General features: G+C 62.3%; 24 protein-coding genes. 18 read left to right on the forward strand and 6 right to left on the reverse strand.

What is annotated here, in order from left to right; all coding sequences use genetic code 11:
- Positions 1-239: 239 nt before the first annotated feature.
- From ACOGXD_RS07760 to ACOGXD_RS07795, 8 genes are all read left to right on the forward strand, one after another.
- The gene (locus tag ACOGXD_RS07760) at positions 240-908 is read left to right on the forward strand and encodes a type IV toxin-antitoxin system AbiEi family antitoxin domain-containing protein (RefSeq protein ID WP_419917271.1); all 669 of its coding nucleotides are present in this window, start codon (positions 240-242) and stop codon (positions 906-908) included.
- Entirely contained in the window at positions 901-1,836 is a 936-nt protein-coding gene (locus ACOGXD_RS07765) for a nucleotidyl transferase AbiEii/AbiGii toxin family protein (RefSeq protein ID WP_419917272.1), read from the forward strand. Before ACOGXD_RS07760 ends, ACOGXD_RS07765 begins: the two co-directional genes overlap by 8 nt.
- Before the next feature lie 133 nt (positions 1,837-1,969).
- Positions 1,970-2,167 (forward strand): hypothetical protein, encoded by a 198-nt coding sequence (locus tag ACOGXD_RS07770; RefSeq protein WP_419917273.1) that lies wholly within the window; start codon positions 1,970-1,972, stop codon positions 2,165-2,167.
- A gap of 22 nt (positions 2,168-2,189) precedes the next feature.
- Positions 2,190-3,482, forward strand: coding sequence for an HNH endonuclease family protein (locus ACOGXD_RS07775; RefSeq protein WP_419917274.1), 1,293 nt, complete (start codon positions 2,190-2,192; stop codon positions 3,480-3,482).
- A 328-nt stretch (positions 3,483-3,810) separates the two neighbouring features.
- Entirely contained in the window at positions 3,811-4,653 is an 843-nt protein-coding gene (locus ACOGXD_RS07780; RefSeq protein WP_419914603.1) for an IS5 family transposase, read from the forward strand.
- A gap of 144 nt (positions 4,654-4,797) precedes the next feature.
- Positions 4,798-4,974, forward strand: coding sequence for a hypothetical protein (locus ACOGXD_RS07785; RefSeq protein ID WP_419917275.1), 177 nt, complete (start codon positions 4,798-4,800; stop codon positions 4,972-4,974).
- Entirely contained in the window at positions 4,971-5,288 is a 318-nt protein-coding gene (locus ACOGXD_RS07790; RefSeq protein ID WP_419917276.1) for a hypothetical protein, read from the forward strand. The genes ACOGXD_RS07785 and ACOGXD_RS07790 overlap by 4 nt, the downstream gene beginning before the upstream one ends.
- A 36-nt stretch (positions 5,289-5,324) precedes the next feature.
- Entirely contained in the window at positions 5,325-5,897 is a 573-nt protein-coding gene (locus ACOGXD_RS07795) for a hypothetical protein (protein WP_419917277.1), read from the forward strand.
- A gap of 36 nt (positions 5,898-5,933) precedes the next feature.
- Here ACOGXD_RS07795 and ACOGXD_RS07800 read toward each other — a convergent pair whose 3' ends face one another.
- The 4 genes from ACOGXD_RS07800 to ACOGXD_RS07815 all read right to left on the reverse strand — a co-directional run bounded on the left by ACOGXD_RS07800 (position 5,934) and on the right by ACOGXD_RS07815 (position 6,932).
- Entirely contained in the window at positions 5,934-6,224 is a 291-nt protein-coding gene (locus tag ACOGXD_RS07800; protein WP_419917278.1) for a DUF6642 family protein, read from the reverse strand.
- Between the two features lie 136 nt (positions 6,225-6,360).
- Complete coding sequence (locus ACOGXD_RS07805) at positions 6,361-6,510, reverse strand: hypothetical protein (protein ID WP_419917279.1); 150 nt, start codon at positions 6,508-6,510, stop codon at positions 6,361-6,363.
- A gap of 18 nt (positions 6,511-6,528) precedes the next feature.
- Positions 6,529-6,714, reverse strand: a complete 186-nt coding sequence (locus ACOGXD_RS07810) for a hypothetical protein (protein WP_419917280.1) — start codon at positions 6,712-6,714, stop codon at positions 6,529-6,531.
- Positions 6,714-6,932, reverse strand: coding sequence for a hypothetical protein (locus ACOGXD_RS07815; protein ID WP_419917281.1), 219 nt, complete (start codon positions 6,930-6,932; stop codon positions 6,714-6,716). The genes ACOGXD_RS07810 and ACOGXD_RS07815 overlap by 1 nt, the downstream gene beginning before the upstream one ends.
- 59 nt (positions 6,933-6,991) lie before the next feature.
- Here ACOGXD_RS07815 and ACOGXD_RS07820 point away from each other — a divergent pair, with 59 nt between their 5' ends.
- The gene (locus ACOGXD_RS07820) at positions 6,992-7,252 is read left to right on the forward strand and encodes a hypothetical protein (RefSeq protein ID WP_419917282.1); all 261 of its coding nucleotides are present in this window, start codon (positions 6,992-6,994) and stop codon (positions 7,250-7,252) included.
- A 101-nt stretch (positions 7,253-7,353) separates the two neighbouring features.
- On the opposite strand, the gene ACOGXD_RS07825 is transcribed toward ACOGXD_RS07820, so the two are convergent.
- Entirely contained in the window at positions 7,354-7,557 is a 204-nt protein-coding gene (locus ACOGXD_RS07825; RefSeq protein WP_419917283.1) for a hypothetical protein, read from the reverse strand.
- Positions 7,558-7,772: 215 nt separating this feature from the next.
- Between ACOGXD_RS07825 and ACOGXD_RS07830 the strand changes: the two genes are divergently transcribed.
- Positions 7,773-8,345, forward strand: a complete 573-nt coding sequence (locus ACOGXD_RS07830; protein ID WP_419917284.1) for a hypothetical protein — start codon at positions 7,773-7,775, stop codon at positions 8,343-8,345.
- A 53-nt stretch (positions 8,346-8,398) separates the two neighbouring features.
- On the opposite strand, the gene ACOGXD_RS07835 is transcribed toward ACOGXD_RS07830, so the two are convergent.
- Complete coding sequence (locus tag ACOGXD_RS07835; protein ID WP_419917436.1) at positions 8,399-8,548, reverse strand: hypothetical protein; 150 nt, start codon at positions 8,546-8,548, stop codon at positions 8,399-8,401.
- Between ACOGXD_RS07835 and ACOGXD_RS07840 the strand changes: the two genes are divergently transcribed.
- The 8 genes from ACOGXD_RS07840 to brxL all read left to right on the forward strand — a co-directional run bounded on the left by ACOGXD_RS07840 (position 8,537) and on the right by brxL (position 21,981).
- Positions 8,537-8,884 (forward strand): TIGR02391 family protein, encoded by a 348-nt coding sequence (locus tag ACOGXD_RS07840; RefSeq protein ID WP_419917375.1) that lies wholly within the window; start codon positions 8,537-8,539, stop codon positions 8,882-8,884. The genes ACOGXD_RS07835 and ACOGXD_RS07840 overlap by 12 nt on opposite strands.
- Before the next feature lie 132 nt (positions 8,885-9,016).
- On the forward strand, positions 9,017-9,226 hold the full coding sequence (locus tag ACOGXD_RS07845) for a hypothetical protein (RefSeq protein ID WP_419917285.1): 210 nt from the start codon (positions 9,017-9,019) through the stop codon (positions 9,224-9,226).
- Positions 9,223-9,990, forward strand: a complete 768-nt coding sequence (locus ACOGXD_RS07850; protein WP_419917286.1) for a hypothetical protein — start codon at positions 9,223-9,225, stop codon at positions 9,988-9,990. The genes ACOGXD_RS07845 and ACOGXD_RS07850 overlap by 4 nt, the downstream gene beginning before the upstream one ends.
- The gene (locus tag ACOGXD_RS07855) at positions 9,987-10,532 is read left to right on the forward strand and encodes a DUF1788 domain-containing protein (RefSeq protein ID WP_419917287.1); all 546 of its coding nucleotides are present in this window, start codon (positions 9,987-9,989) and stop codon (positions 10,530-10,532) included. Before ACOGXD_RS07850 ends, ACOGXD_RS07855 begins: the two co-directional genes overlap by 4 nt.
- 17 nt (positions 10,533-10,549) lie before the next feature.
- Entirely contained in the window at positions 10,550-14,017 is a 3,468-nt protein-coding gene (brxC, locus tag ACOGXD_RS07860) for a BREX system P-loop protein BrxC (RefSeq protein ID WP_419917376.1), read from the forward strand.
- 265 nt (positions 14,018-14,282) lie between these two features.
- Positions 14,283-17,210 carry an Eco57I restriction-modification methylase domain-containing protein gene (locus ACOGXD_RS07865; RefSeq protein ID WP_419917288.1) on the forward strand — a complete coding sequence of 976 codons (2,928 nt, stop codon included), beginning with the start codon at positions 14,283-14,285 and terminating at the stop codon, positions 17,208-17,210.
- Positions 17,207-19,522, forward strand: a complete 2,316-nt coding sequence (pglZ, locus tag ACOGXD_RS07870) for a BREX-1 system phosphatase PglZ type B (protein WP_419917289.1) — start codon at positions 17,207-17,209, stop codon at positions 19,520-19,522. The genes ACOGXD_RS07865 and pglZ overlap by 4 nt, the downstream gene beginning before the upstream one ends.
- A complete protein-coding gene (brxL, locus tag ACOGXD_RS07875; protein WP_419917290.1) occupies positions 19,519-21,981 on the forward strand; it encodes a BREX system Lon protease-like protein BrxL in 2,463 nt (820 codons plus the stop codon). The genes pglZ and brxL overlap by 4 nt, the downstream gene beginning before the upstream one ends.
- The last annotated feature ends 2 nt before the right edge of the window (positions 21,982-21,983 follow it).

Raw genomic sequence — 21,983 nt, forward strand, 5'->3', positions numbered from 1 at the left:
CAGCGTGACACACCGGCGGGGCACAGCCCGCGCCAGGCCGCACCTCGCCCGAAAACAATTCTTCGGCGCTTCCCGCCATAGGTACATTGAGGCGCAGTTCACCCTCGGTAGAAGCCGTTCACGGTCGTCGGCCACCCTTTTGATGTTCGAGGCGTGTCACCCGAATCGTCGCTGGCGTCACTGTCTGCTGCAAACCTTGCAGATAGTGAAAGGTATTCAGTACGATTTCGAGTGCCACCGTGGACACTGGCGGCCTGTGGCGAAAGGACAGAGCGTTGGGCGCAACCGTGGTCAGCCGTCTTGGGGACGTGCCCGCAGCCCAGCATGGCTATTTCACCCGTGCTCAGGCGGCAGAGGTCGGCGTGCCCGACTGCGACCTCACCCGCTCGGTGCAGCGCGGGCTTATCGAGCGGGTCGGCCACGGCGTGTACCGGGTGGCCGGTGCGGGGCACGACCCGCTCGCGGACCTGCGTATCGCATGGCTGCGTCTCGACCCCGCCCGCGGCCCTCGCGAGCGGGTGATGCAGCCCACGGTGTGGGTCACGTTCGGGTCCGCGGCCCGGGTTCACGGCTTGGGGGTGTTCGCCGGCGCCGGCCACACGTTCACCTCAGCGCGGCGCATCCAGACCGGCGGGCTTGTGGCGGTGCATCGCCGCGTGGGCGGCGTGCCGCGAGCGGACTGGGAGGTCAAGGACGGGTTCGCGGTGACCACCGTGGCCCGCACAACCGTCGACCTGCTTGCTGCGCGCACCGACGGCGGCCACATCGGCCGGTTCCTTGACGACGCGCTCCGCGTCGGCGCGGTCACCAAGGACCAACTCGCCCACCGCCTCGCCGTCAGCCACGACGACATCGAAGCGCTGATAGCCCAAGCTGCTCAGCACCCGGCTCCGGCGCTTCATGGCTGACCCGGCCGTCGGCGACACCCCAGCGCAGCGCTATCGCACGCCCGAGGCATTCCGCCAAGCCCTCGCTGCTCGAATTGCCGACTGCGCCGCCGAGGGCGGCATCGCAGCGAGTGAGATACGGCGTCACTTCACATACGACCGACTGCTCTCGCGACTGTTCATCGCAGACCCTGACAGGTGGGTGCTCAAAGGAGCCACAGGCCTCTTGGCCCGGGTACCGGGCCGAGCCCGCTACAGCCTCGATGTCGACCTGTTCGGTCGAACCGGCGTCACGACCGCCGTCGAAGCACTACAGCGGCTCGGCACAAGCGACACCCTTGGCGACTACTTCACATTCGACATCAACGCGCGCCGTGCTCCCTCGCCGCACGAGGACGCAGCCTCACTCACGGCCACAGCGTTCCTTGGCGAACGAGAATTCGAACGATTCAAGATCGATCTCGTGGTCGTCTCCAACATGACTGCGGAACCCGAGACCGTGGACCCCATCCAACCGGTCCAAGTGCCTGGGCTGCCGACCGCTAGATACCGCGTCTACCCGCTCGTCGACCACATCGCCGATAAGCACGCTGCCATGCTCGACACCTACCGAGGTCGGCCGAGCACCCGATACCGCGATCTCGTTGATTTGGCCATCATCGCCGAGACCCAGGTGGTCAGCGCCGATGCGCTCCGCACGGCATTGCTCAGCGAGTACGCCTTTCGCGGCTTGCCCACGCCGACTGCCGTCACGCTCCCTTCGCCGGACTGGGAGCGCGGTTATGCACAGGCTGCAAGACAGGCAGCACACCTTGAACACACCACCGCTCGCGGCGCTGCGGAACTCGTCGGCAGACTCATCAACCCCGTCCTCGCGGGCCGGCACCACGGCACCTGGGACCCGACCTCTTCGGAATGGACCGACGAACCTCACGCCGGCACCACGTAGCGCCACCGGTCAATCTCAGCGATACCGCACAGGCCGCCGCGGAGATCACTCCCAGTTCCATGGCCTGAGCAATGCGCAGAGTCGGACGCGTTGATCCAATGGCCGCTGCTGGCGGCGCGCGAAACTCTCCCGCATGGCAACTGAGCGCAGCTATCAGGGGTTTCCGCTGCACGAAGCCGTGCGACGTGTTGCGCGCCACCATGTGCACCCCGACGTGCGACACATCAACGATGAGGAGCTGCACATCTTGCTGAACGCAGCTACGTGGCTGGAATCGAACGGCTGTGAGGAGCTCGTCGGAGAGCCGCAGTTGTTCAGTCGCAGCGATTAGGCCGGATTCGTTCGGCGGCCTCGTGAAGACGGGTGGGCGCCGACACTGGCGTCTGCGTGACGTGCTCGGCGTTTGGCGCAAGGCGCTGCTGTTCGTGTGCGCCGTTTGGGTGGCGGCGTGCGGGCTTGGAGGCGAGACCTCGTCGATCACCGACGACACACACCCGACAACCGCTTCGGCACTGACGCCAGCTGCAACTTCGACGCGCGATTCCGGCGTTGCGGCCGGTGCAGGGCGGGCATCCAGTCCAGACGCCACCGTTTCATCGGACCCAGGTGCCGCAGCGGATGCCGGCTCTTCGTCCGCGTTGCCGGATTCTGCCTCGGCTGATGCCAGCAACTCGCCGACTTCGGACACCTCGGAGGTCGCCCCGGCGGCCGCCCCGGCGAGCGAGCCGACCGCCGACTCGGGCCCTTCGGCGGCCGATAACCAGGTGCTGCCGCCGGTCACCTTTCCTGAGGCGTCGATTCGTGATCCCGAGGCCGAGGCGGCAGATCTCGAACGCCGCCGCAGCGTGATCGGGCTGTTCGAGCGGCTGCGGGTGGAAGCTGAGCACCGATCGGGCTACGACCGTGACGCCGTGTTCGGCGGATGGTTGTACAGCGGCGGGATGTCCACGAGGGAACGGGTGCTTGCCGCTGAGCGCCTGGCGGACGGGTCGTGGCACTCGGCGTACGACAACTTGGTGGTCGCGGATGCGTCGAAGCTCGACATCGACCATCTGGTGCCGCTGGCCGAGGCGTGGGAATCGGGCGGCTATGCGTGGACGGCGGCAACGTGGCGGCGCTTCGGCAACGATCTCGACGACCCCCGCTCGCTGATCGCCGTGACCGCGAGCACCAACCGCAGCAAGGGTGCGGGTGATCCCGCCGACTGGCTGCCGCCCAGAGCGCAGTACCGATGCCGCTACGCCGCCGACTGGGTCGCAGTCAAGACGCGCTGGGAACTCAGCGTGGACCGCCGCGAGCAAGCCGCAATCGAGACGCTGATCGACGGCTGCACCGGCTCCGACTTCGCGGGCGACCCCGCCGCCGCTGGCCCTTCAGACGGCCTGGCCGGCACCCCGCCGACCGGCGCCGCACCGGTCGAATCCCCGTCAGCATCGGCGGCCCAGTCTGACGCCGGCACCGATTCCGAGAGCGAAGACCCCGCGACCAGCGACTCGAACAGCGTCGAGCCGAGCAGCACCGCATCATGCACCCACTGGCACGCCGGCCACCCAAAGCACACCCATACCCGCCGCGCCGACGGCACAGTCACGGGTCACAGCCACCCACCGTCATCCCAAACCAAGTGCGGCTATCTCTGGCAATAGGCCCTCACTCAGATGCCTGGATGCAGCCGCCGGCATGCCCGAGTGCGTCCTGCTCTCGTTTCGGCGTGGCGATCCCCGCGGGCTGCACCCTGCCGGGTCACGCGTCACGACCTTGTCCGCAGCGTCTCCGCTGGACCGAGGCGGCCAACAGACCAGCTATGACAACGCAAAGCCCCGCCAGTGCACCTCCGCTGGGCGGTGGTGGACGGCGGGGAAGATTGGGCTAAGGACCCGCGCCGGTAGGTGAGCATCCACCGGTCGTTGTGGTGTCTCGCGTTTGATGGCGAGTGCATTCACCCACCAACGACCAGTGGAGGCTGTGGGGATCATGACACGCGCTATGGACCCGGAGGTGTCAGACGCGATCTGGGCGGCTGTGAAGCCGTTGGTGCCGCCGCCCGATGACAGCCATCCGTTGGGCTGCCACAACCCCAGAGTGGCTGATGAGGTGTGTTTTCGGGGGCTGTTGATCCGGCTGGTGACGGGCTCGTCGTGGACCGACATCGAGGCGATCATGGACTATGCGGTGTCGGACACGACGCTGCGCCGTCGACGCGACGAGTGGATCGCTGCGGGTGTGTTCGACAGGCTTCGTGCTGAGGCGCTCGCGGCGTTCGACCGGATCGTCGGCCTCGACCTCGGTGTGGTGGCGGTCGACGGGTCGATCCACAAGGCGCCCGGCGGCGGGGAGGGCACCGGCAAGAGTCCCGTGGACCGGGGCAAGCTGGGCTGGAAATGGTCCGTCGCCGCTGAACGGCACGGCATCCCGATCGGGTGGAGCATCGACGGCGCGAACCGCAACGACGTCGCTCTGCTGGGGCCCACCCTCGACGCTGTGGACGCCGCCGGTCTGCATCACGACATCGGCACCCTGAGCCTGGACCGCAGCTACGACTACCCCAAAGTGCGCGCAGCTCTCGCCGCCCGCGGGATCACCGATCTCGACATCCAGCGACGCGGCACCAAACCCCCGCCCGGCTCGCGGGGCCGGCTCACCTTGGGGCTTCGCTGGATCGTCGAGGCCACCAACACCTGGTGGTCCAACTACGGCCAGCTCCGACGCAACACCGACCGCAAACCCCTCCACCGCCACGCCGCCCTCTGTTTGGCCACCGCAATCCTGATCACCGCACGCCTCATCGACCACCGAAACCGCTGGACACGCAACTGACCAACACACCTACCGGCTCAGCTCCTAAGCCTGCCACGCCCGATTGCCCGGCACAACCCGGGACTTGCCGAGGCGATTCTGCGGCGGTGCGTGAGAATGAAATTCAGCCGCTCCACCCGACCAAGCTGAACCTATGATCGGCATGTGTCCGACGACATCGTGACGGCAGCGGAACTCGAGAAGCTCAGCCCGGCCGAGCGCCACGAACTGTTTGAAGCAAGCATCGTCACGGACCTCGACGAGGCGCCCTCACATCTCGTCGAGCAAGCGCGGGCACGGATGCAGCAGAGAATCGCTGAGTCGGAACCGCAGCGGGGGTGACCGCCGGACGCCGAGAGGTTCGAGCGGCCGTCGAGTTCTTCCAAGACCTCGATCGTCAACTCCCCAGCGATCGTGGTCCGAATGGTGAACCTTCGACGAGCGACTTCCAGACCTTTGAGCTCCTCGAAATCGTCGAGAAGTTCGCAGTGGGCTTCGATGATCTGCCGGCGTTGATCCCCGGCCGAGATGACTACCGGATCTTGATCTCGACCAGCGTGCTCGTTCGTGCGTTCACGGTCGTCGGTCAGCTGTCGGCCGACGGGGCGATCGAGCTCATCTCACTGGACATCGATCTCGGTCAAGACTGGTCGTAGCCGACCGAGGGCGCACGGGCGGCAAGCTAGGACGTCATGGCCAACAGATCGTTGCTGGGTTCTCCAAGCTGGAGGGCGCGCAACTCCAGCGTGCTCGGGATGCCAGGCGGTTATGACCGCTACCTGATATCGCTACGCCGAGTGGCCGAGTACACGGTTTCCGTTCAACCAACGCCTGAGCAACTGCAGTCCTGGATGAGGGAGACCCTGTCGATCACAGCTGGATCGGCCTATACCCGTTGGCGCACCTTGTGCCGCGCGGGCTGGTATTCGGCGGTTGACGGCGTGTGCACTCCTTCCCCCGCCTGCGTGGCGTGGCTACGTGACGACGATCCCGCTTCGCTCATCGCGGAAATGCACCGAAATGTCCAGTTCATCGGCGAACTGCTTGCAGTGTTGGAGACGCCGCTGTCCGCCGAGGAGCTACTGCTCGCCGCAAACACGAGGTACCGAATGGGTTGGCGAAGCACCGCCCAGTTGAACTTCCGACGAGGTTGGCTGCAATCCGCTGGATTGCTTGGGCACAACGATGTCACCGGGGCACTTGAGCGCACGGACGGAGGATCGGTGCTCCTTCATCGATTGGAGATCGAGCCGCCGATGATCTGATGGCGTTGGGCCGTAGGGGTCCGGAAGCGCCTTGGCTCAGAAGATGTACTTGAAGCCAAGCTTGTCGCAGAGGGACTTGTAGTTGCTTCGGAGGTGCCGGGCTGGGGCACCTGTCTGGCTGTACCTGCTGAGCGCTTCGAGCAGGAGGAGCTCGAACGCAGCCAGCTCGAGGTCGCTGTAGACGGTCTTGCGGTAGCCGATGACGGCGCGCGCTCGGGTGTTTCGGCGGAATGTGCGCAGCCGGTCGTCACGGGCGCGCACAACCGCGCAAGAACCGAAGTGAATGACGCGTCCCTCGGCCCTCGCGTTGATCATCGCCTCGAGCATTTTGAGCGAGACGTGTCGCTTGCCATCCAGCCAGAGGTTGCCCGGGTTGCCGTGGCAGCCGAAGGGACTTACTTAGGTGTTTGCCCACAGCCGTGAAGAGCAGGGGGGAGTTGCCCGGCAACTCGAAGGCCCTAAGTCACTTGCGCAGGGGTACGGGGGCGAGCGCAAGAGCGCCGATGACTGTGAACGTGACGCCGAGCGTGGTGTTGGGAGTGAACAAGAGCAGCACTCCGCCGACAATGACGAAGGCGGTGCATGTGTATGTGTAACAACGAAGCAAGGTCATCGCAGATGCTCAGGTTAGTCAGATCGGCCAGTCTCGGGCGAACGTAGGCGCGAGCCGCTGGTCGCTGTCGGGTCGGTCGCGCCAAGCGGCGACGGCCGCCGCAGCCTTCTGCCGTGCTGTGTCTTCGCTCAACCCGGCAGCCAAGCAGCGCTTGAACACGTCTGCGGTCACCACCTCCTCACGAACGTCGATGTGCTCAGTCATCAGGCCATCCACTCGTTCTTCGGTTCCGCAGCTTCCGCGGCTTGGCGTATCGCTGACAGCGCTTCCTCCGCTGTGCTCAGCAGTTGCTCAACTGCAGCCTGCAAGTTCGGCAGACGTTGCTCCGCCTTGTGCAGTTCATCGTTCACACCGCTGGCCGTGGCTTCGAGGTCTTCGAACGCCCTTTGTCGAGCACGCAAACTATCGAGATCATCGCTCATAACCGCAGGCTAGAGGTGGTTGATTGACGCTCCCTGACGGTCGCGCGATCCTGTCGCGCATGACAGACAGAGGATTCACGCTGGGCGAGTCGGCACTAGGTGGCCCGGACCCGCTCGGCGGCCCCGCCGAACCCATGACTGACCCCGAAGCTCTCCGGCAACGACTCATCACTCACAGACAGGTCCTCGAGGCCATCTTGGACAGACACGTTCCCAACCCTGACAGCACCTTCGACACTGTCCCGATCACTACCGCACACGCAGCCGTCGTTCAAGCCCTGCTAGCGCTCGGGATGTACCTTCGCACCGAAGCCGATTAGGCACACCCGCGCAACGATTGACCCGGACCCGGCGCGGTCCGCTCCTACTCTCGGACGTGGGAAACCCACCCCAGCGCTAGTGGGGGCAGTTCCCGGTTGCGCTAGAAGGTGCCGCAGGTGGCTCGGCCATTGCGCTCCCTAGTTGCCGATGCGGTGGTGACGCGGGGGTTGAGCGAGCGGACGGCCAGGATGTTGTCGACCCGGCGGTGGGCGGGGCCCACGACCCGGGGGTGCAGCTCGCTGAGCTCGCCGTCCCAGGAATCGTCGGGGATCATCTCGATACGCGCCATGAGCCAGCGTGACACACCGGTGGGTGACTGGGCTAGCGAATTCAGTCGGCATGAGGTTGCGCGGTTGCACAACCGTTCGTAGCCTGAGCGCCCCAGTCACATTGGTGTAATTCCACTCATGAAAGGTAGTGATGGCTGAGAATACGTTCCCGAAGATTGGGGCGAAGGCGTGGACCACTCTGCGGGCTCGCGCGGCCGCCGCGCCAACGGTGAAGTTCACTCCCGCTGCAGTGGCCGCGATGTTGGGAATGTCAAGCCCATCGAGCGCACGAAACAACACGGTCAACCCGATGCGTCGACTCGGGCTCATCGACGAGGACGGCGGGCTGACCGATCGTGGCAACAAGTGGCGCGTGGACAGCACGTTCGCAGACGCCTGTCAAGAGATCCTGGACGAGATCTACCCTGACGAACTCGGTGTACTGGTCGACGCCAGCGACAACCCTGACCCGGTGGCGGTAAAGGCCTGGTTTGATCATCGGGGCTTTGGCGATTCGAACGCTCAACAGATGTCGGCGACGTATGTCCTGGTAGCTAGCAAGGAGATTCCCGAACCTCCGGCGGTGGACTCAGGCAAGCCAGCGAAGAAAGCACCAGCCAAGAAGAAGCCCGCTGCGAAGTCTCAGGAATCAGGCGGGGCCGGAGAGGCTCAGGAAGTTGCGGGAGATGTGCAACCGCCAGCCAAGCCCGCCGAGGGTCCGACGGTCCATCTCGACATACAGATTCACATCCCCGCTGATGCAACGCCGGAACAGATCGATTTGATCTTCTCGAGCATGGCGAGACATCTGTACGCGAAGTGACCTTGGGGTGAGCGATGCGATTCGGTTCGCGCGCACGGAGAATCGCCCAAGACCTAGCCGATTTCGCGCGGCCGGCTAATGCCGAAGCCGTCGCGTTGGCGGACGAGGCCGGTCACGAGCGCGACATTGCCGTTGAATTTGATCGCCGCGTCATCGACCCTGACCTTCGCGCAGCGACCCGTACGCGCCTGTTGACCGGCCACCACGCAGACGCCGTTGAGTCTGGGGTCAAGGCCTTCTGCGAGTGCGTTAGATCTCGGACCAACAGGTCTGAGGATGGAGATCCACTCATGACCGTGGCGTTCTCACCAAATGCTCCGCTACTGCGCATCAATCGGGGGCGCTCGCAGACTGACGAGAGCGAGCAGCGAGGCCACATGTTGCTCTGCCAAGGTGTGGTAGCAGCATGGAGGAATCCGAGGGCGCATGAACTCGTTGATGACTCGCCTGCTCGGGCTCTGATGATGCTCGAGCTTCTGAATGACCTCATGACCACCACGAAGGCGGCCGTACGGACACGCAAGCGGCGCGCCGCGTAACGGCGCCTCTCGGGTCTCTAGCGCCCGGGCAATCCAGTGTGTTCCCTGTAGCGCGCAATCGAGATCGCGAGACGCCCGACCGACCTCGGTTTGCCAGCGCAAGGACATGTCTACGTTCCTAGACTCTGATCAATGGCAGAGAAGGTCGACCCGGATGATCTGATCGGCGCTGCAGACGTGCAGGCCATCCTCAGCCTGTCTCATCCGAGCAGCGTCACGACCTATCTGAAGCGGTATGCGGATTTTCCGAAACCCGTCGTCGATCTCAGCGGGAGCCGGGTACGGCTCTGGCGGCGGCAGGACATCGTTCAGTGGCGCACGCAGCGCGAGGCCATGTCATGATCACCGACGAAATTGTTCCAGCAGACCACAGCGGTGGTGCGACAACGAGCCATACGGTGGTGATTCCAGCCTTGACTGTACTTCTCGATTCCGTACAGCCTGACGGAACCGCCCCCGACTACGAGTACGCCGTGCTGGAGCAGAACCTGCTGGGCAAGGGCACGACGGGCTCGCGGAAACGCACATTCCGGTACTTGCGCGAGCTCTATTTGCTGCGGTCCGATTCGCTCTTGTTCCGTGCCTTGAGAGACCTGTGGCGAGACGACCCCCACGGGCAACCGCTACTGGCTGGCCTTTGTGCCCTCGCTCGCGATCCGGTCTTTCGAGCGAGCGCTCCAGCGATCTTGGCGGCCAACCCCGGCGACCGGGTGGTCAGCGCCGATCTTGCCGAAGCCGTCGGTCAGCAGTTCCCTGCCGCTTACAACGAGTCAACGCTGGCGAAGATCGGTCGCAACACCCTTGCGTCGTGGGACCAGACGGGCCACCTAGAGACCGTCGCCAGAACGACAAAAGTTCGCCAGCGTCCCGTGCCCAGTCCCGCCGCACTCGCGTTCGGCCTGTTGCTGGGGCACCTAGAGGGCGTACGCGGAGAGGCGCTGTTCGAGACCCTGTGGGCGAGAGTGCTCGACTTGTCGCGTCGACAGCTGATTGATCTCGCCACGATTGCATCCCAACGTTCCCTGATCGACTTTCGGCACAGTGGCGGGGTGACGGTTGTCGGTTTCACACAGCTCTTGCGCCCAATGGAAGGTCGGATGCTGTGAGCCGAGTCGCTGATCTGATCTCGAACTACGAACGGTTCGTCCAGCTTCCCTGGCCGTCGAGCGTCGCGCCGGCCCAGCGCGTTTGGATGGCCGTGTACGACCCAGTCGAGGAACGTCGGCTTCGTCTCCATCTGCCTGAGTTCGAGACTGCTTCGAAGGGCGCGGGCTACGGGTGGGGACTTATCGACATAAGCAATGAGTTCGAGCGATGGATGGGTTCCCATGAGTACCGCGAGGCCTATTTTGTCAAGCCCGAGCTAATGCAGCCGGAACTGCTCGGCTTCTTTGACCAGCTGATCGGGAGCGTAAGGAAGCAAATCAGAGATATGACGGCCGACCGAACGATCATAAGCCTCATAGGCGCTTCGAGTCTCTACGGTCTCGGTGAACATGTCAAAGTCTCAGCACTCGTCGAGCGAGTCCAGGAATACGTCCGAGGCCGCCTGCTGGTTTTCTTTCCCGGTGAGGTTGAAGGAAACAGCTATCGGCTGCTAGGCGCACGCGATGGCTGGAATTACCTAGCGACTCCCATTACTGCCTAGAAAGGCTGATTTCCGTGATGATGACGAACCGTGAGGTGTTTGCAGTTGACCCAACCGAAGGGGACATCCCGAATCTTGGGGTGGCCAAGGTTGGCAAGCCAGAAAGTGTTGGTGATTGGAACACTCTCGAATGGGAGCTTCGTAGCTTCGTCTGTGAAGGCACGTATGAACGCGGCTTGGAGCGCATACTCGACCAATTCCTTAGCCACCTGAATCAAGACGAACAGCCGGCGGTTTGGGTCAGCGGTTTTTTCGGCAGCGGTAAGTCGCACCTGATGCGCGTATTGGAGTATCTGTGGCGCGACTACCCGTTCCCATCGGGGGTCTCGGCCAGAGGCCTAGCAGAACTATCCCCAGACATTGAACGCCATCTTGTCGAGCTCTCGGCGGAAGGTAAACGGCAGGGTGGGTTGTGGTCGGCGGCAGGAACACTCGGCTCGGGTGCCGCTGGCTCGATAAGACTTGCTTTCCTCGGGATCATCTTTGATGCGGCCGGGCTGCCCCAGCAGTATGCCCCCGCTCGGCTAGTCGTCTACCTCAAGAACGAAGGTCTCTACGATCAAGTACAAGCCGAGGTCGAAGGCCACGGACGACAACTAGAGCACGAGTTGCGGAATCTCTATGTGTCGTCTGTTCTCGCGGAAGCGCTCATGAATGCGGGTGCCAGGTTCGGGACAACTGCGGCAGAGGTAAGTGCCGCGCTGCAAAGTCAGTACCCGATGCTCGATGACATCAGCAACAGTGAGATGCTCGACACGTTCGAAGACGTCCTCAGGCTGGAAAGCACCGTCGATGGCAAGCTGCCCCTCACGCTCGTCGTTCTCGACGAAATGCAGCAGTACATCAACGACGAGAATGTCAAGGCAGAACAAGTTCAACACCTCGTCGAAGGCTGCAGTTCCCGATTTGGCAGCCAGGTCGTCGTAGTTGCCACGGGGCAGGCCGCCCTTGCCGCCAATCCCACCTTGCAGAAGCTGATCGACCGCTTCTCGATCACCGTTGCCCTGTCCGACACCGACGTGGAGACGGTTGTGCGGAAGGTGGTTTTGCAAAAGAAACCTGATGCTGTCGCGGCAGTTGAGGAGGCACTTGAGAGCGTCAGCGGCGAGATCGACCGCCAGTTGGGAGGAACACGCTTGGAGGCGAAGGCAGCCGACAAGACCACGCTCGTGTCTGACTACCCGCTCCTGCCTACTCGTAGACGGTTTTGGGAGCTAGCCCTGCGGGCAATCGACAAAGCGGGCAAGGCCGGTGTTTTGCGTACGCAGCTCAAGATCGTTCATGAGGCCGCCGGGAGCGTCGCTGACGAGCCTCTCGGCTGCGTCATTGGCGGTGACTTCATCTTCCATTCGGAATCCGCAAGCATGCTCCAGAGCGGGGTCCTGCTGAAGGAAATCGACGAACTGATCCGTAGCTTGGAAGACGGTTCGCCTGAGGGCCAACTGAAGTCTCGTGCTTGCGCGCTGATCTTCTTGATCTCACAGCTTGCACACGACGGTGTCGGTGAATCGGGGGTTCGGGCAACCTCTCCCACAATCGCTGATCTTCTGGTTGAGGACCTCACGGCGGACGGCGCTCAGCTTCGGCGGGAAGTGCCCCTGGTCCTTGAGGAACTCGTTGAGCAGGGCCGTGTCATGAAGCTGGGAGACGAGTTCCGGCTCCAGACAGAAGAGGGAGCAGAGTGGGCCAAGGAATTCAGCGTGCGCAGAGCATTGATCCGAGACGATGCCGCACGTATGTCACAGCTCAGGAGCGAATGGTTGCGAAAGACCATCGAAGATGAGCTAGCGGGTCTCAAGTTGGTACACGGTGAGAGCAAGACCCCTAGACAGTTCATCCGGCACTGGGATGACGACGAGCCCACGCTCGATGGAGCAGCCGTGCCGCTCTGGATCCGCAACGAGTGGATTGTCACCGAGTCACACGCCCGTGAAGGTGCAGCCACGGCTGGCACCGATAGTCCGATTGTGTTTGTTCTTCTGCCGAGGGTCAACGCGGACGCAATACGTGATGCCCTTGCCGGACATGCCGCAGCAGTTGACACGCTCAGCCAGCGGCCCGAGCCGCAGACGGATGAAGGTCGCGAAGCGAAGCGCGGGATGCAATCAAGAGTCGAGGACCAAGAGCGGCATCTCACTCAGCTCGTAGGTGCGGTCGTTGACCAGGCCCGCATCTTCCAAGGAGGCGGCAACGAGCTCACGACGTCATCACTTCGCGCCGGGGTCGAGGCTGCAGGACAGAACGCACTGAGCCGACAGTTTGGCAAGTTCGGAATTGCTGATCACGCGAACTGGGGCAAGGTCAAGGACAAGGCCCGCGATGGCGCACCTGACGCACTCAAACAGGTGGATTGGGACGGTGACGTGTCGGCGAATCCTGTCTGCAAGGAGGTTCTAGCTAGGACGGCTGGGGCCGGCACGAAAGGCAGTGAAATACAGCGTCAGCTCGGCGACGCACCGTATGGATGGCCAAAGGACGCGATTGACGGCGCCCTGCTTGTGTTGCTCGCCAATGGCAACATCCGTGCACAACGCGATGGCCAAGCGGTTCAAGGGCCTATGGAACTTCCCGCAACCCAAATCGGACGAACATTCTTCTACAAGGAAGACGAACCGCCGTCCGCATCCGAGCGAATGGCTGTGAGGGGAGTCCTTACCGAAGCGAACATCCCCTACACCACCGGCCAAGAAGGGGCAGCAATCAGTGGTCTCCTCCAGCACCTCGTTGACCTAGCAGAACACGCAGGTGGCCCAGCGCCACTGCCACCCCAGCCAGACACGACGCACATCCAGCACTTGCAAGCCCTCGCTGGAAACCAGCAGTTCCGAGCCGTTGCCAAAGCTGCGACGCAGCTTCGGCAAGATCTCGGCAAGTGGACGGCCGCGGGAGAGGATCGAGGCCAGCGTGACATGGCGTGGTCGATGCTTGACAGATTGCTCGATCACGCATCGTCGTTGAGCGATGTTCTGGAGATTCGCGCCCAACGAAATGCAGTCCTTGAACAGCGCCTGTTGCTTGAGAGCCCCGACCCTGTGGCTCCCCTCATTGACTCGGTATCCAGCCTTCTTCGGACAGCAATCACGGAGGCTCTTGAAAGACTCAGGTCTGCCTACGAATCCGAGGTGGGGATGCTTCACGCATCTGAAGCGTGGGGCCAACTCAGCCCTGGGCAACAAGAAGCCGTGCTCACCGGCGTCGGCCTCGTCGGGCCCGAGGAACCGGACACTTCCAGCAACGACAAGCTCATCGCCGTGCTGAACGCGCAGCCGCTCGTGGGCATCGGTGAGCGAATCCAGGCGCTACCGGCCAAGGGCGTTGCAGCCCGCAGGGCAATGGCGGAAGCCATCGACCCCGAACCACAGGTCGTGACAGCCTCTCTCCCGGCGGCCACTTTGAGGTCCGAGTCCGACGTCGACAGTTTTCTCGCTGCATTCCGGGCCGAGCTAATGGCACACATCGAAGCTGGCGAAACGGTTGTCACGTGAGCGGGGCGTTCTGATGGGCGCACTCGCGTCGGGGTTGCGGCGTGCGCTGGAAGATTCGTGCGTACGTGGTCGGCGAGCATCGGAGGTCGCGTGTCGGGCTGCCTTGACCGCTTTGGGCGTGATGGACGATCGTCCGAGGGGGCATCTGGATGAACGGGAGCGCAGGCTGCGACGCGGTCTACGAGCCAAGTCCAGACAGCTCGGAGACACACGCGGTTCAATCGAGCTGCTCGTAGGGGAATGCGCATTCGAACAGTGGCATCGGTTGCTGTTCGCGCGGTTCCTTGCGGAGAACGATCTCTTGATCCACCCAGACTTCGAGGCGCCGGTGACGCTGGCTGAGTGTGATGAGTTGGCCTCGGAACTAGGCGAGCCGGACGGTTGGAGTGTGGCGGCTCGCTTCGCGGCCGCGATCCTGCCAGGGATTTTTCGGCTAGGTGACCCGTGTGTGCAGCTGCGGTTGGCGCCGGAAGGCCGTCTTGCACTTGAACGGATAGTGGCTGGGCTGCCTGAGGCCGTGTTTGTCGCGGACGACGCGCTCGGCTGGGTGTACCAGTTCTGGCAGCGCGATAGGAAGGACGAGGTCAACGAATCGGAGCGCAAGATCGGCGGAGCCGACCTCGGCCCGGTGACGCAGTTGTTCACCGAGAACTACATGGTTCGCTTCCTGCTCGAAAACTCCCTTGGGGCTTGGTGGGCAGCGCGCCATCCCGAGAGCAGACTCACACAGGAATGGAGCTACCTGCGAGTCGATAACGACGACCGTCCGGCGGCCGGAGGATTCGACCAGTGGCCGGACCGAGCTGCCGAAGTGACGGTGATGGACCCGTGTTGCGGATCAGGTCACTTCCTCGTCGAAGCCTTCTCAATGCTCTGGCGAATGCGAGCTGAGGAGGAATCTCTGAGCCCGGTGATCGCGCAGGACGCTGTCTTGCGTGACAACTTGTTTGGGTTGGAACTGGACCCTCGCTGTGTCCAGATTGCGATGTTTGCAATCGCAATCCAAGCATGGAAGGTAGGTGGCGGGTGGCGAGAGTTGCCCATACCGAACATCGCGTGCACGGGAATCCCGGTCAAGGCATCAGCCGATGAATGGAGGGCGCTGGCCGAAGGGGATGAGCGGATGGAGAACGCGTTAGTGCGCCTCCATATAATGTTCCGAGATGCAGACGCGCTCGGAAGTCTAATCGATCCGAAGCGCGCCGTTGAGATCTCTGATCCGGCTGGCCTCCAAACATCATTTGAAGATTTTGACTGGGACCAGATTGCTCCGCTATTGGAAGCCGCATTGATGCGCGAAGCCAACGATCCCGGGATGACTGTGCTAGGAGCGGACGCGGCCGGTACTGCAAGAGCAGCGGACTATCTCTCGCGGCGCTACGTGCTCGTAGCTACAAATGTTCCGTACCTAGGCGTTCAGAAAATGCCTGAGTTGGCGGCCGGGTATATGGCGCAGAGGTACCCGAAGAGCGCACACGATCTCGGTACGGTGTTTATTGAGAGATGCTTAGAGCTCGCTTCGTTAGGTTCCGCTGCTCTGGTAACGCCATTGGGATGGCTATTCTTGCGGAACTTCTCCAAGCTACGGAAACAGCTTCTTGAGCAAACTTGCTGGCACACACTGGTGCCAATAGGTAAAGGTGGGTTTGGTGCAATTACCGGCGAAGTTGTTCAAAGCGCGCTCATTGTCCTGAGTGGCGGAACAACGCAAGCTCGTATGTTTGCGATCGACGTTACGGATGTAGAGGGACCTGCACCAAAGAGCAATGCTATGACCACGCGGCCAATCCAGCTTCTACAGCAGTCTGAACTTAGCGCCTCACCGGACACACTTCTGGCGCTAGGTCGCTCTTCGGATGAACTGCTGTCATCATATGCGACTAGTTGGCAAGGCCTTGTGACGAGTGATGTAGCCCAATACATAGTGAAATTCTGGGAACTACCCGAGCAAACTTCTGGCTGGGAGCGCTACCTAACAGCACCTTCCGACACAGCCTTCCATTCTGGTCGTGAAAGCTTCCTGAAATGGCAAGAGGGAAAAGGCGCTCTCACTCGCTCATCGGGCGCACACAACTTTAATCCCACACAAGTGCTAGGACGCATGGGTGTCCTGGTGGGACAAGGCAGTTTGCGGGTGACGCTCTATCGAGGTGAAATGTTCAATGATGCAAGTTCACCCGTGATTCCAAATAGGCCGGAAGACCTAATGCCGTTGTGGGCATACCTTAGTTCGCCGGATTATGAAGCTCGAGTGCGGCAAATCAACCATAAGGTAATCGTAGGATCAGGTTATCTCGTCAAGGTTCCATTTGACATCGGCCGTTGGCGCAATGTTGCCCAGGATCGTTTCTTGGACGGCTTACCGGAGCCGTCATCGGATGACCCGAGGCAATGGTTGTTCGGAGGCCGCCCAGAGTTGGCGACTGCGCCACTGCAGGTTGCGGTTGGTCGGCTGCTTGGGTATCACTGGCCGGAGCAGGATGACGATGACGATCTTAGCGCACTGGCTGATGAGGACGGCATCGTGTGTTTGCCGTCGGTGTTGGGTGAACGGGCCGCCGCAGATCGGCTTCGAGAGCTATTGGCTAGGGCGTTCGATGTGACCTGGTCGCCGACAAAAACTGAAGAACTGTTGGCAATGTCGGATTCGAAGAAGAGAGATCTGGAGACCTGGTTAAGGGATGACTTCTTCAGAGCGCACTGCAGGCTGTTCAAGAACAGACCGTTTATCTGGCACATCTGGGACAGTCACAAGGACGGCTTCGCCGCGCTCGTGAACTATCACATGCTCGATAGAGCCACCCTCGAGAGGTTGACCTACTCCTACTTGGGGGATTGGATTGAGCGTCAAGCAGCCAACGTCCGTGAGGATAGACCCGGCTCGGAGGAGCGCCTGGCCGCGGCTCAGCGTCTGCAGCAACGACTCGAGCTCATATTGGATGGTGAGCCTCCGTACGACATCTACGTGCGATGGAAGTCACTAGCCGAACAACCGCTGGGGTGGGAACCAGACTTGAACGATGGCGTGCGCCTCAACGTGCGGCCATTTGTTGAGGCCGAGGTCCTCCGGTCGAAGTTCAACGTCAAGTGGCGCAAAGATCGAGGCAAGGACCCTGACGGGAGCGAGCGTCACAACCATCTGCACTACACCAGGGCCCAAAAGCAGGCTGCACGTGAGGACATCGAACAATGAGCGAATCTGTGCTGGACCGCATCACTTACGTCCTAGAGGCTGCCGGGACATATGACCGAAACACCACCAGTGCTCCAATTGCGCTCCTGTGGCCAGACGGTGAGCGTCAATGGGAATCACTCGTTCCGCAACTCCGGGAGCGCATGCACATCATTAGCTTCGGAGCCTTCGATCAGGAAGCGCGGCGAGGGCGCGCTTACTGGCTGCGTTGCGTGATCGCTAACACCGTGGCTATCGATGACGCACCTTCCGGAACGCCGGTCGTCTACCTGCCTGGGGTATCTCGCGACTCGCTACGCGCGATCGAGAGCGTGGATGCCGAGTTGGCCCCGCTGAGCGCTCTCCAGCATCGATGCCAGTGGATCGGGCATCCCAATGGGAGAGATTGGACCGTCAGGGCCATGCTTGCGAACAAGGAGCGAGGACTCGGCTTGAGCGTCGCTGCCGACTCTGAGACGGCAACGGCTCTGGTCGACAGCCTGCCGGAGCTTGCGGGGCAGAACTGGAACCGACTTGAATCGAAGTACATCGATGCCGCCTTTCTCAACAGGCTGCTGAATCCAGACCTTGTTCGATCCTTGTTGGATTGGCTGGACGATCCCCAAGAGACGCGGGCGTCGCTTACCCATGGGGCGTGGAGTGCTTTTGTGCAACAGTGCAAGAGCGAGTTCGGGTTCGACCCTTCTACGGAGAGCGAGATCGAAGCTGCTCGCCGGCTTGGGGCTGGCGAAGGCCACTGGGTTCACGCGTGGCATCGGTTTCGCGAGAACCCCTCGGAATACCCGGATATCCCCAACCGGTTGCGCCAAGCACAGCCGAATGAACTTCTCCCGAGCAATCCGGGGTCGTGGCCGGGGCTAGCGGAGGATGAGGAGGAGAAGCTGCGCGGGGCTCTCGAGCGCGTTGCACATGAGACCCCCGAGAATGCGCGCTCCTTGCTATTGGATCTCGAAGACCAACACAAAGTGCGAAGAGGCTACGTGTGGGCGGATCTCGGCTGGACACCTCTCGCTTTAGCCCTTGAGCACCTCGCGGAGTTGGCCCGCCTGACCTCGATGGGGTCCTCGGGTGAGACCGTCGAGTCGATTGTGGAGTGGTACGCATCTGCAGGATGGAAGGCGGACTGGGCGGTCCAGGCAGCACTCTGCGAGGTGGAGCGTCAGGCTGACATCACGGCCGTCGAGTCTGCAATCGGCGCCGCCTACAAGCCCTGGGCTGACGCTTGCGCTCGGTTGCTTCAGGCAGCGGTTGGACCGATGGCGAACGCTGCAACGTACGTTCCGGCATCGCCCCCGTCTACCGAGAGCGGTGATGTCGTCGTATTCGTCGACGGCCTTCGGCTCGATGTCGCGCATCGCTTGAATGAGCGATTGGCTGGATCCGGCCTCGAAACCGATCTCACCACGGGACTCGCTGCGCTGCCGACCGTCACCCAGACCGCCAAACCAGCGCTCATTCCGGTTGACCAACAGCACTTGGTGGCAGGGGCTGCGCTCGACGCGCGACGTGCGCCAGATGGCCCTGCTGCCGGAATCCGCGTCCTACGCGGGCTCCTTGCCGACGCCGGAGTTCAAGTGCTGGTCGGCGCCGATGTTGGCGAACCCACTGGCGTGGCGTGGACCGAGACTGGCGAGCTCGACCGGCGAGGGCACGACCTCGGGCTCCGGCTCGCGCACGAAGTCGGCGCTGAGGTGCAGCGGATAGCGACGCGGATTGAAGATCTGCTCGACGCAGGATGGAAACGCGTCATTGTCATCACCGATCATGGCTGGCTTCTCATGCCGGGAGGCCTGCCGAAGAACGAAGATCTCCCGGTTGCCGTCACCGACACAAGAAAAGGGCGTTGCGCAAGGATCAAGGATGGCGCCGAGCCGCTGGTGCCAACGGTGCCGTGGCACTGGGATGCCGACGTACGAATTGCCGTCGCGCCAGGCATCTCTTGCTTTGAGGCCAACCAGACCTACGAACATGGCGGCGTCAGCCCCCAGGAATGCGTCGTGCCCCGCCTCACGGTCACGCGCGGGGCAGGCGAGACCGCAGGCGCGGTGATCACAAGCTTCAAGTGGCGAGGGCTCACCCTTGTCGTCGAATTTTCTGGGCTGCCAGACGGAGCCAAGGTCGACTTACGTGCATCGGCGGGCGACGAGTCATCGAGCATCGCAGAAACGGCGCGCGTGACCGGAGGCGCGGGAAAGGTGATCCTGCTCGTAGGGGACGAGGATCTCGAAGGGCGGCAGGCCCACCTTGTTCTGGTGGGAGCGGACGGCTCGCTACTTCTCCAGCGTGAGACGGCGGTGGGTCAGAACCGATGACGGAACTGGACGCACTCGACACACTCGCTGCCGGCGCTTTTGACGGCTTCCTGGTCAAGAAGGATCTCGCACAGCAGTTCCGCGGCCAATACCCGGTTCCCACGTACGTCGGCGAGTTCATGCTCGGTCGTTACTGCGCTACCACCGATCCTGACGCAATCACGGCCGGCCTCGAGATGGTTCAGCAGTCGATGCAGGATCGCACCGTCCGGGCTGGCGAAGAGGAGCTGTTCAAGCATCGGGCCCGTGACCGAAGGCGGGTCAAGATCATCGACCTCCTCCGTGCCCGACTGGACTCTCGCAACGATGCATACAAGGCCGAGCTCCCAAGTCTTCAGCTCAACGACATCCATATCTCGCCGGAGCTAGTGGATGAGCACCAGCGCATGCTCACAGGCGGCTTCTATGCCGAGGTGACGCTGGAGTACATCGCGGCCCTCGCCGGTGAACAGGGCGGCCAGCCCTTCCGCGTCGAAGCGATCCGTCCAATCCAGATGTCCACACGAGACGCCCTTGCCACATTCGTGTCCGGACGCAGTTCGTTCACGCTCGACCAGTGGCGGGAACTTCTGCTTCGGAGCGTTGGATTTGAGCCATCGCGCCTTGGCCGTCGCCAGCAGGACATTCTGATCGCACGAATGGTGCCCTTCGTTGTGCGGAACTACAACGCAGTTGAGCTTGGGCCCCGCGGAACAGGCAAGTCCCACCTGTTCCAACAGGTCTCTCCTTACGCCCATCTCGTGTCCGGCGGCAAGGCGACGATCGCGAACATGTTCGTCAACATGAATACCGGCCGCCGCGGCTTGGTGGCCCAGTACGACGTGATCTGCTTCGACGAGGTCTCCGGTGTCTCCTTCGACCAGAAGGAGGGCGTGAACATCCTGAAGGGGTACATGGAATCGGGCGAGTTCAGCCGTGGTCGTGAGTCGATCCGCGCAGAAGGCGGGGTCGTCATGGTCGGGAACTTTGACGTTGACGTCGAAACGCAGCTACGGGTTGGCCACCTGCTGTCGCCGCTGCCCAAGGAAATGCGTGATGACACCGCGTTCATGGACCGGATCCACGCGTACTTGCCTGGCTGGGATGTGCCCAAGCTCGACCCGTCGTTCTTCACAAGCCACTTTGGCCTCGTCAGCGACTACCTGGCCGAGGTGTGGAGCCAGCTACGCGGGACCACTCGGCTGGACGTCCTCCAGGGCCGACTGGAATGGGGGAGCCAGCTCAGCGGTCGCGATCGCAAGGCGGCCAACAACAGCGTCGACGGCTTGCTCAGGTTGCTGTATCCGAATCCGGAGATGGAGGTTCCGGATGACTTTCTCGCGTGGGCGGCCAGCCTCTCCCTCGAGATGCGTCGCCGAGTCAAGGAAGCGCAGGCATTCATCGGCGCAGCGGAGTTCGGCAAGACAGATCTGTCGTTCAGCGTCGGTGGCGGGCCTGAGGTTGTCGTCTACTGCGACGAAACCGTTCAGCATTGGCTGCGAATGGAGAGCGAGGCGCCGAATGTCGTCAATTCCGGTGAGCCCGCAGAAGACGAGGCCTTTCCAGTTCCAGACCCGGCGGACGTGTCCTCCAACCAACCATCACGTGACTATGCCGACGGCGACATGATCGCCGGCCGTTTCGAAGTCGTGGCGAGACTCGGGGAAGGGGGCTTCTCCAAGGTGTACAAGGTTCGCGACATCGTCGAGGATGAGGTGCGAGCGCTCAAGTTGTTCGACAACGCCGCCGGCTACGAGGCTGTCCGGCGCGAGATCAGCGCCCTTCGAGGAGTCGACCATCCCAACGTCGTCCGGGCCATCTGGGCTGATCGGTCCGATCTCAATGAGTGGTATCTCATCATGGAGAACATCGACGGAGAGTTGTTGGCCGACTTCGTCTCGGGCAAGAAGCATTTGCGTGATCGAGAAGCATTGGAAGTGGCCTTGGATGTGCTTGAGGCATTGGCAGCGTTCCACCCCGACAGCGAACAACTGAAGGACATGGACAGGAGAAAGAGCGACGGAGAGCTGTCGCAAGACGAGTATGCCGAGTACAGGAGTCTCGCAGATAAGGCATTCGTTCACCGGGATGTCAAGCCCCAGAACATCATGCTGACCCGATCCGGTGCCAAACTCCTCGACTTCAATATCGCGTCGCGCGTCGGTGACCCGGTCCACACAGTGTCTGGGACGCCTCCGTACCAACCGCCAGACGCCGACCTCACCCGGTGGGATGTCTCGACGGATCTCTTCGCCCTCGGGGTGACCTTGTATCAACTGCTTTGCGATGGTGAGCACCCTTACCCCAATGAGCGACCGAGGCCAGATACGGAGCCGCGAGACCCACGTCAATTTCGAAGCGACATGAGCGAAGAAATCGCGCAGTTGCTGGTCCGGGCCTGCGCGCCTTATCGATCACAGCGCTTCCAGACGGCAACCGAGATGAAGACAGCGCTCGAAGCCGCTCGTGCGGCAGCATGACC

Origin of the sequence: Candidatus Poriferisodalis sp., from assembly GCF_965204125.1 — a bacterium.
GTDB lineage: Bacteria > Actinomycetota > Acidimicrobiia > Acidimicrobiales > Poriferisodalaceae > Poriferisodalis.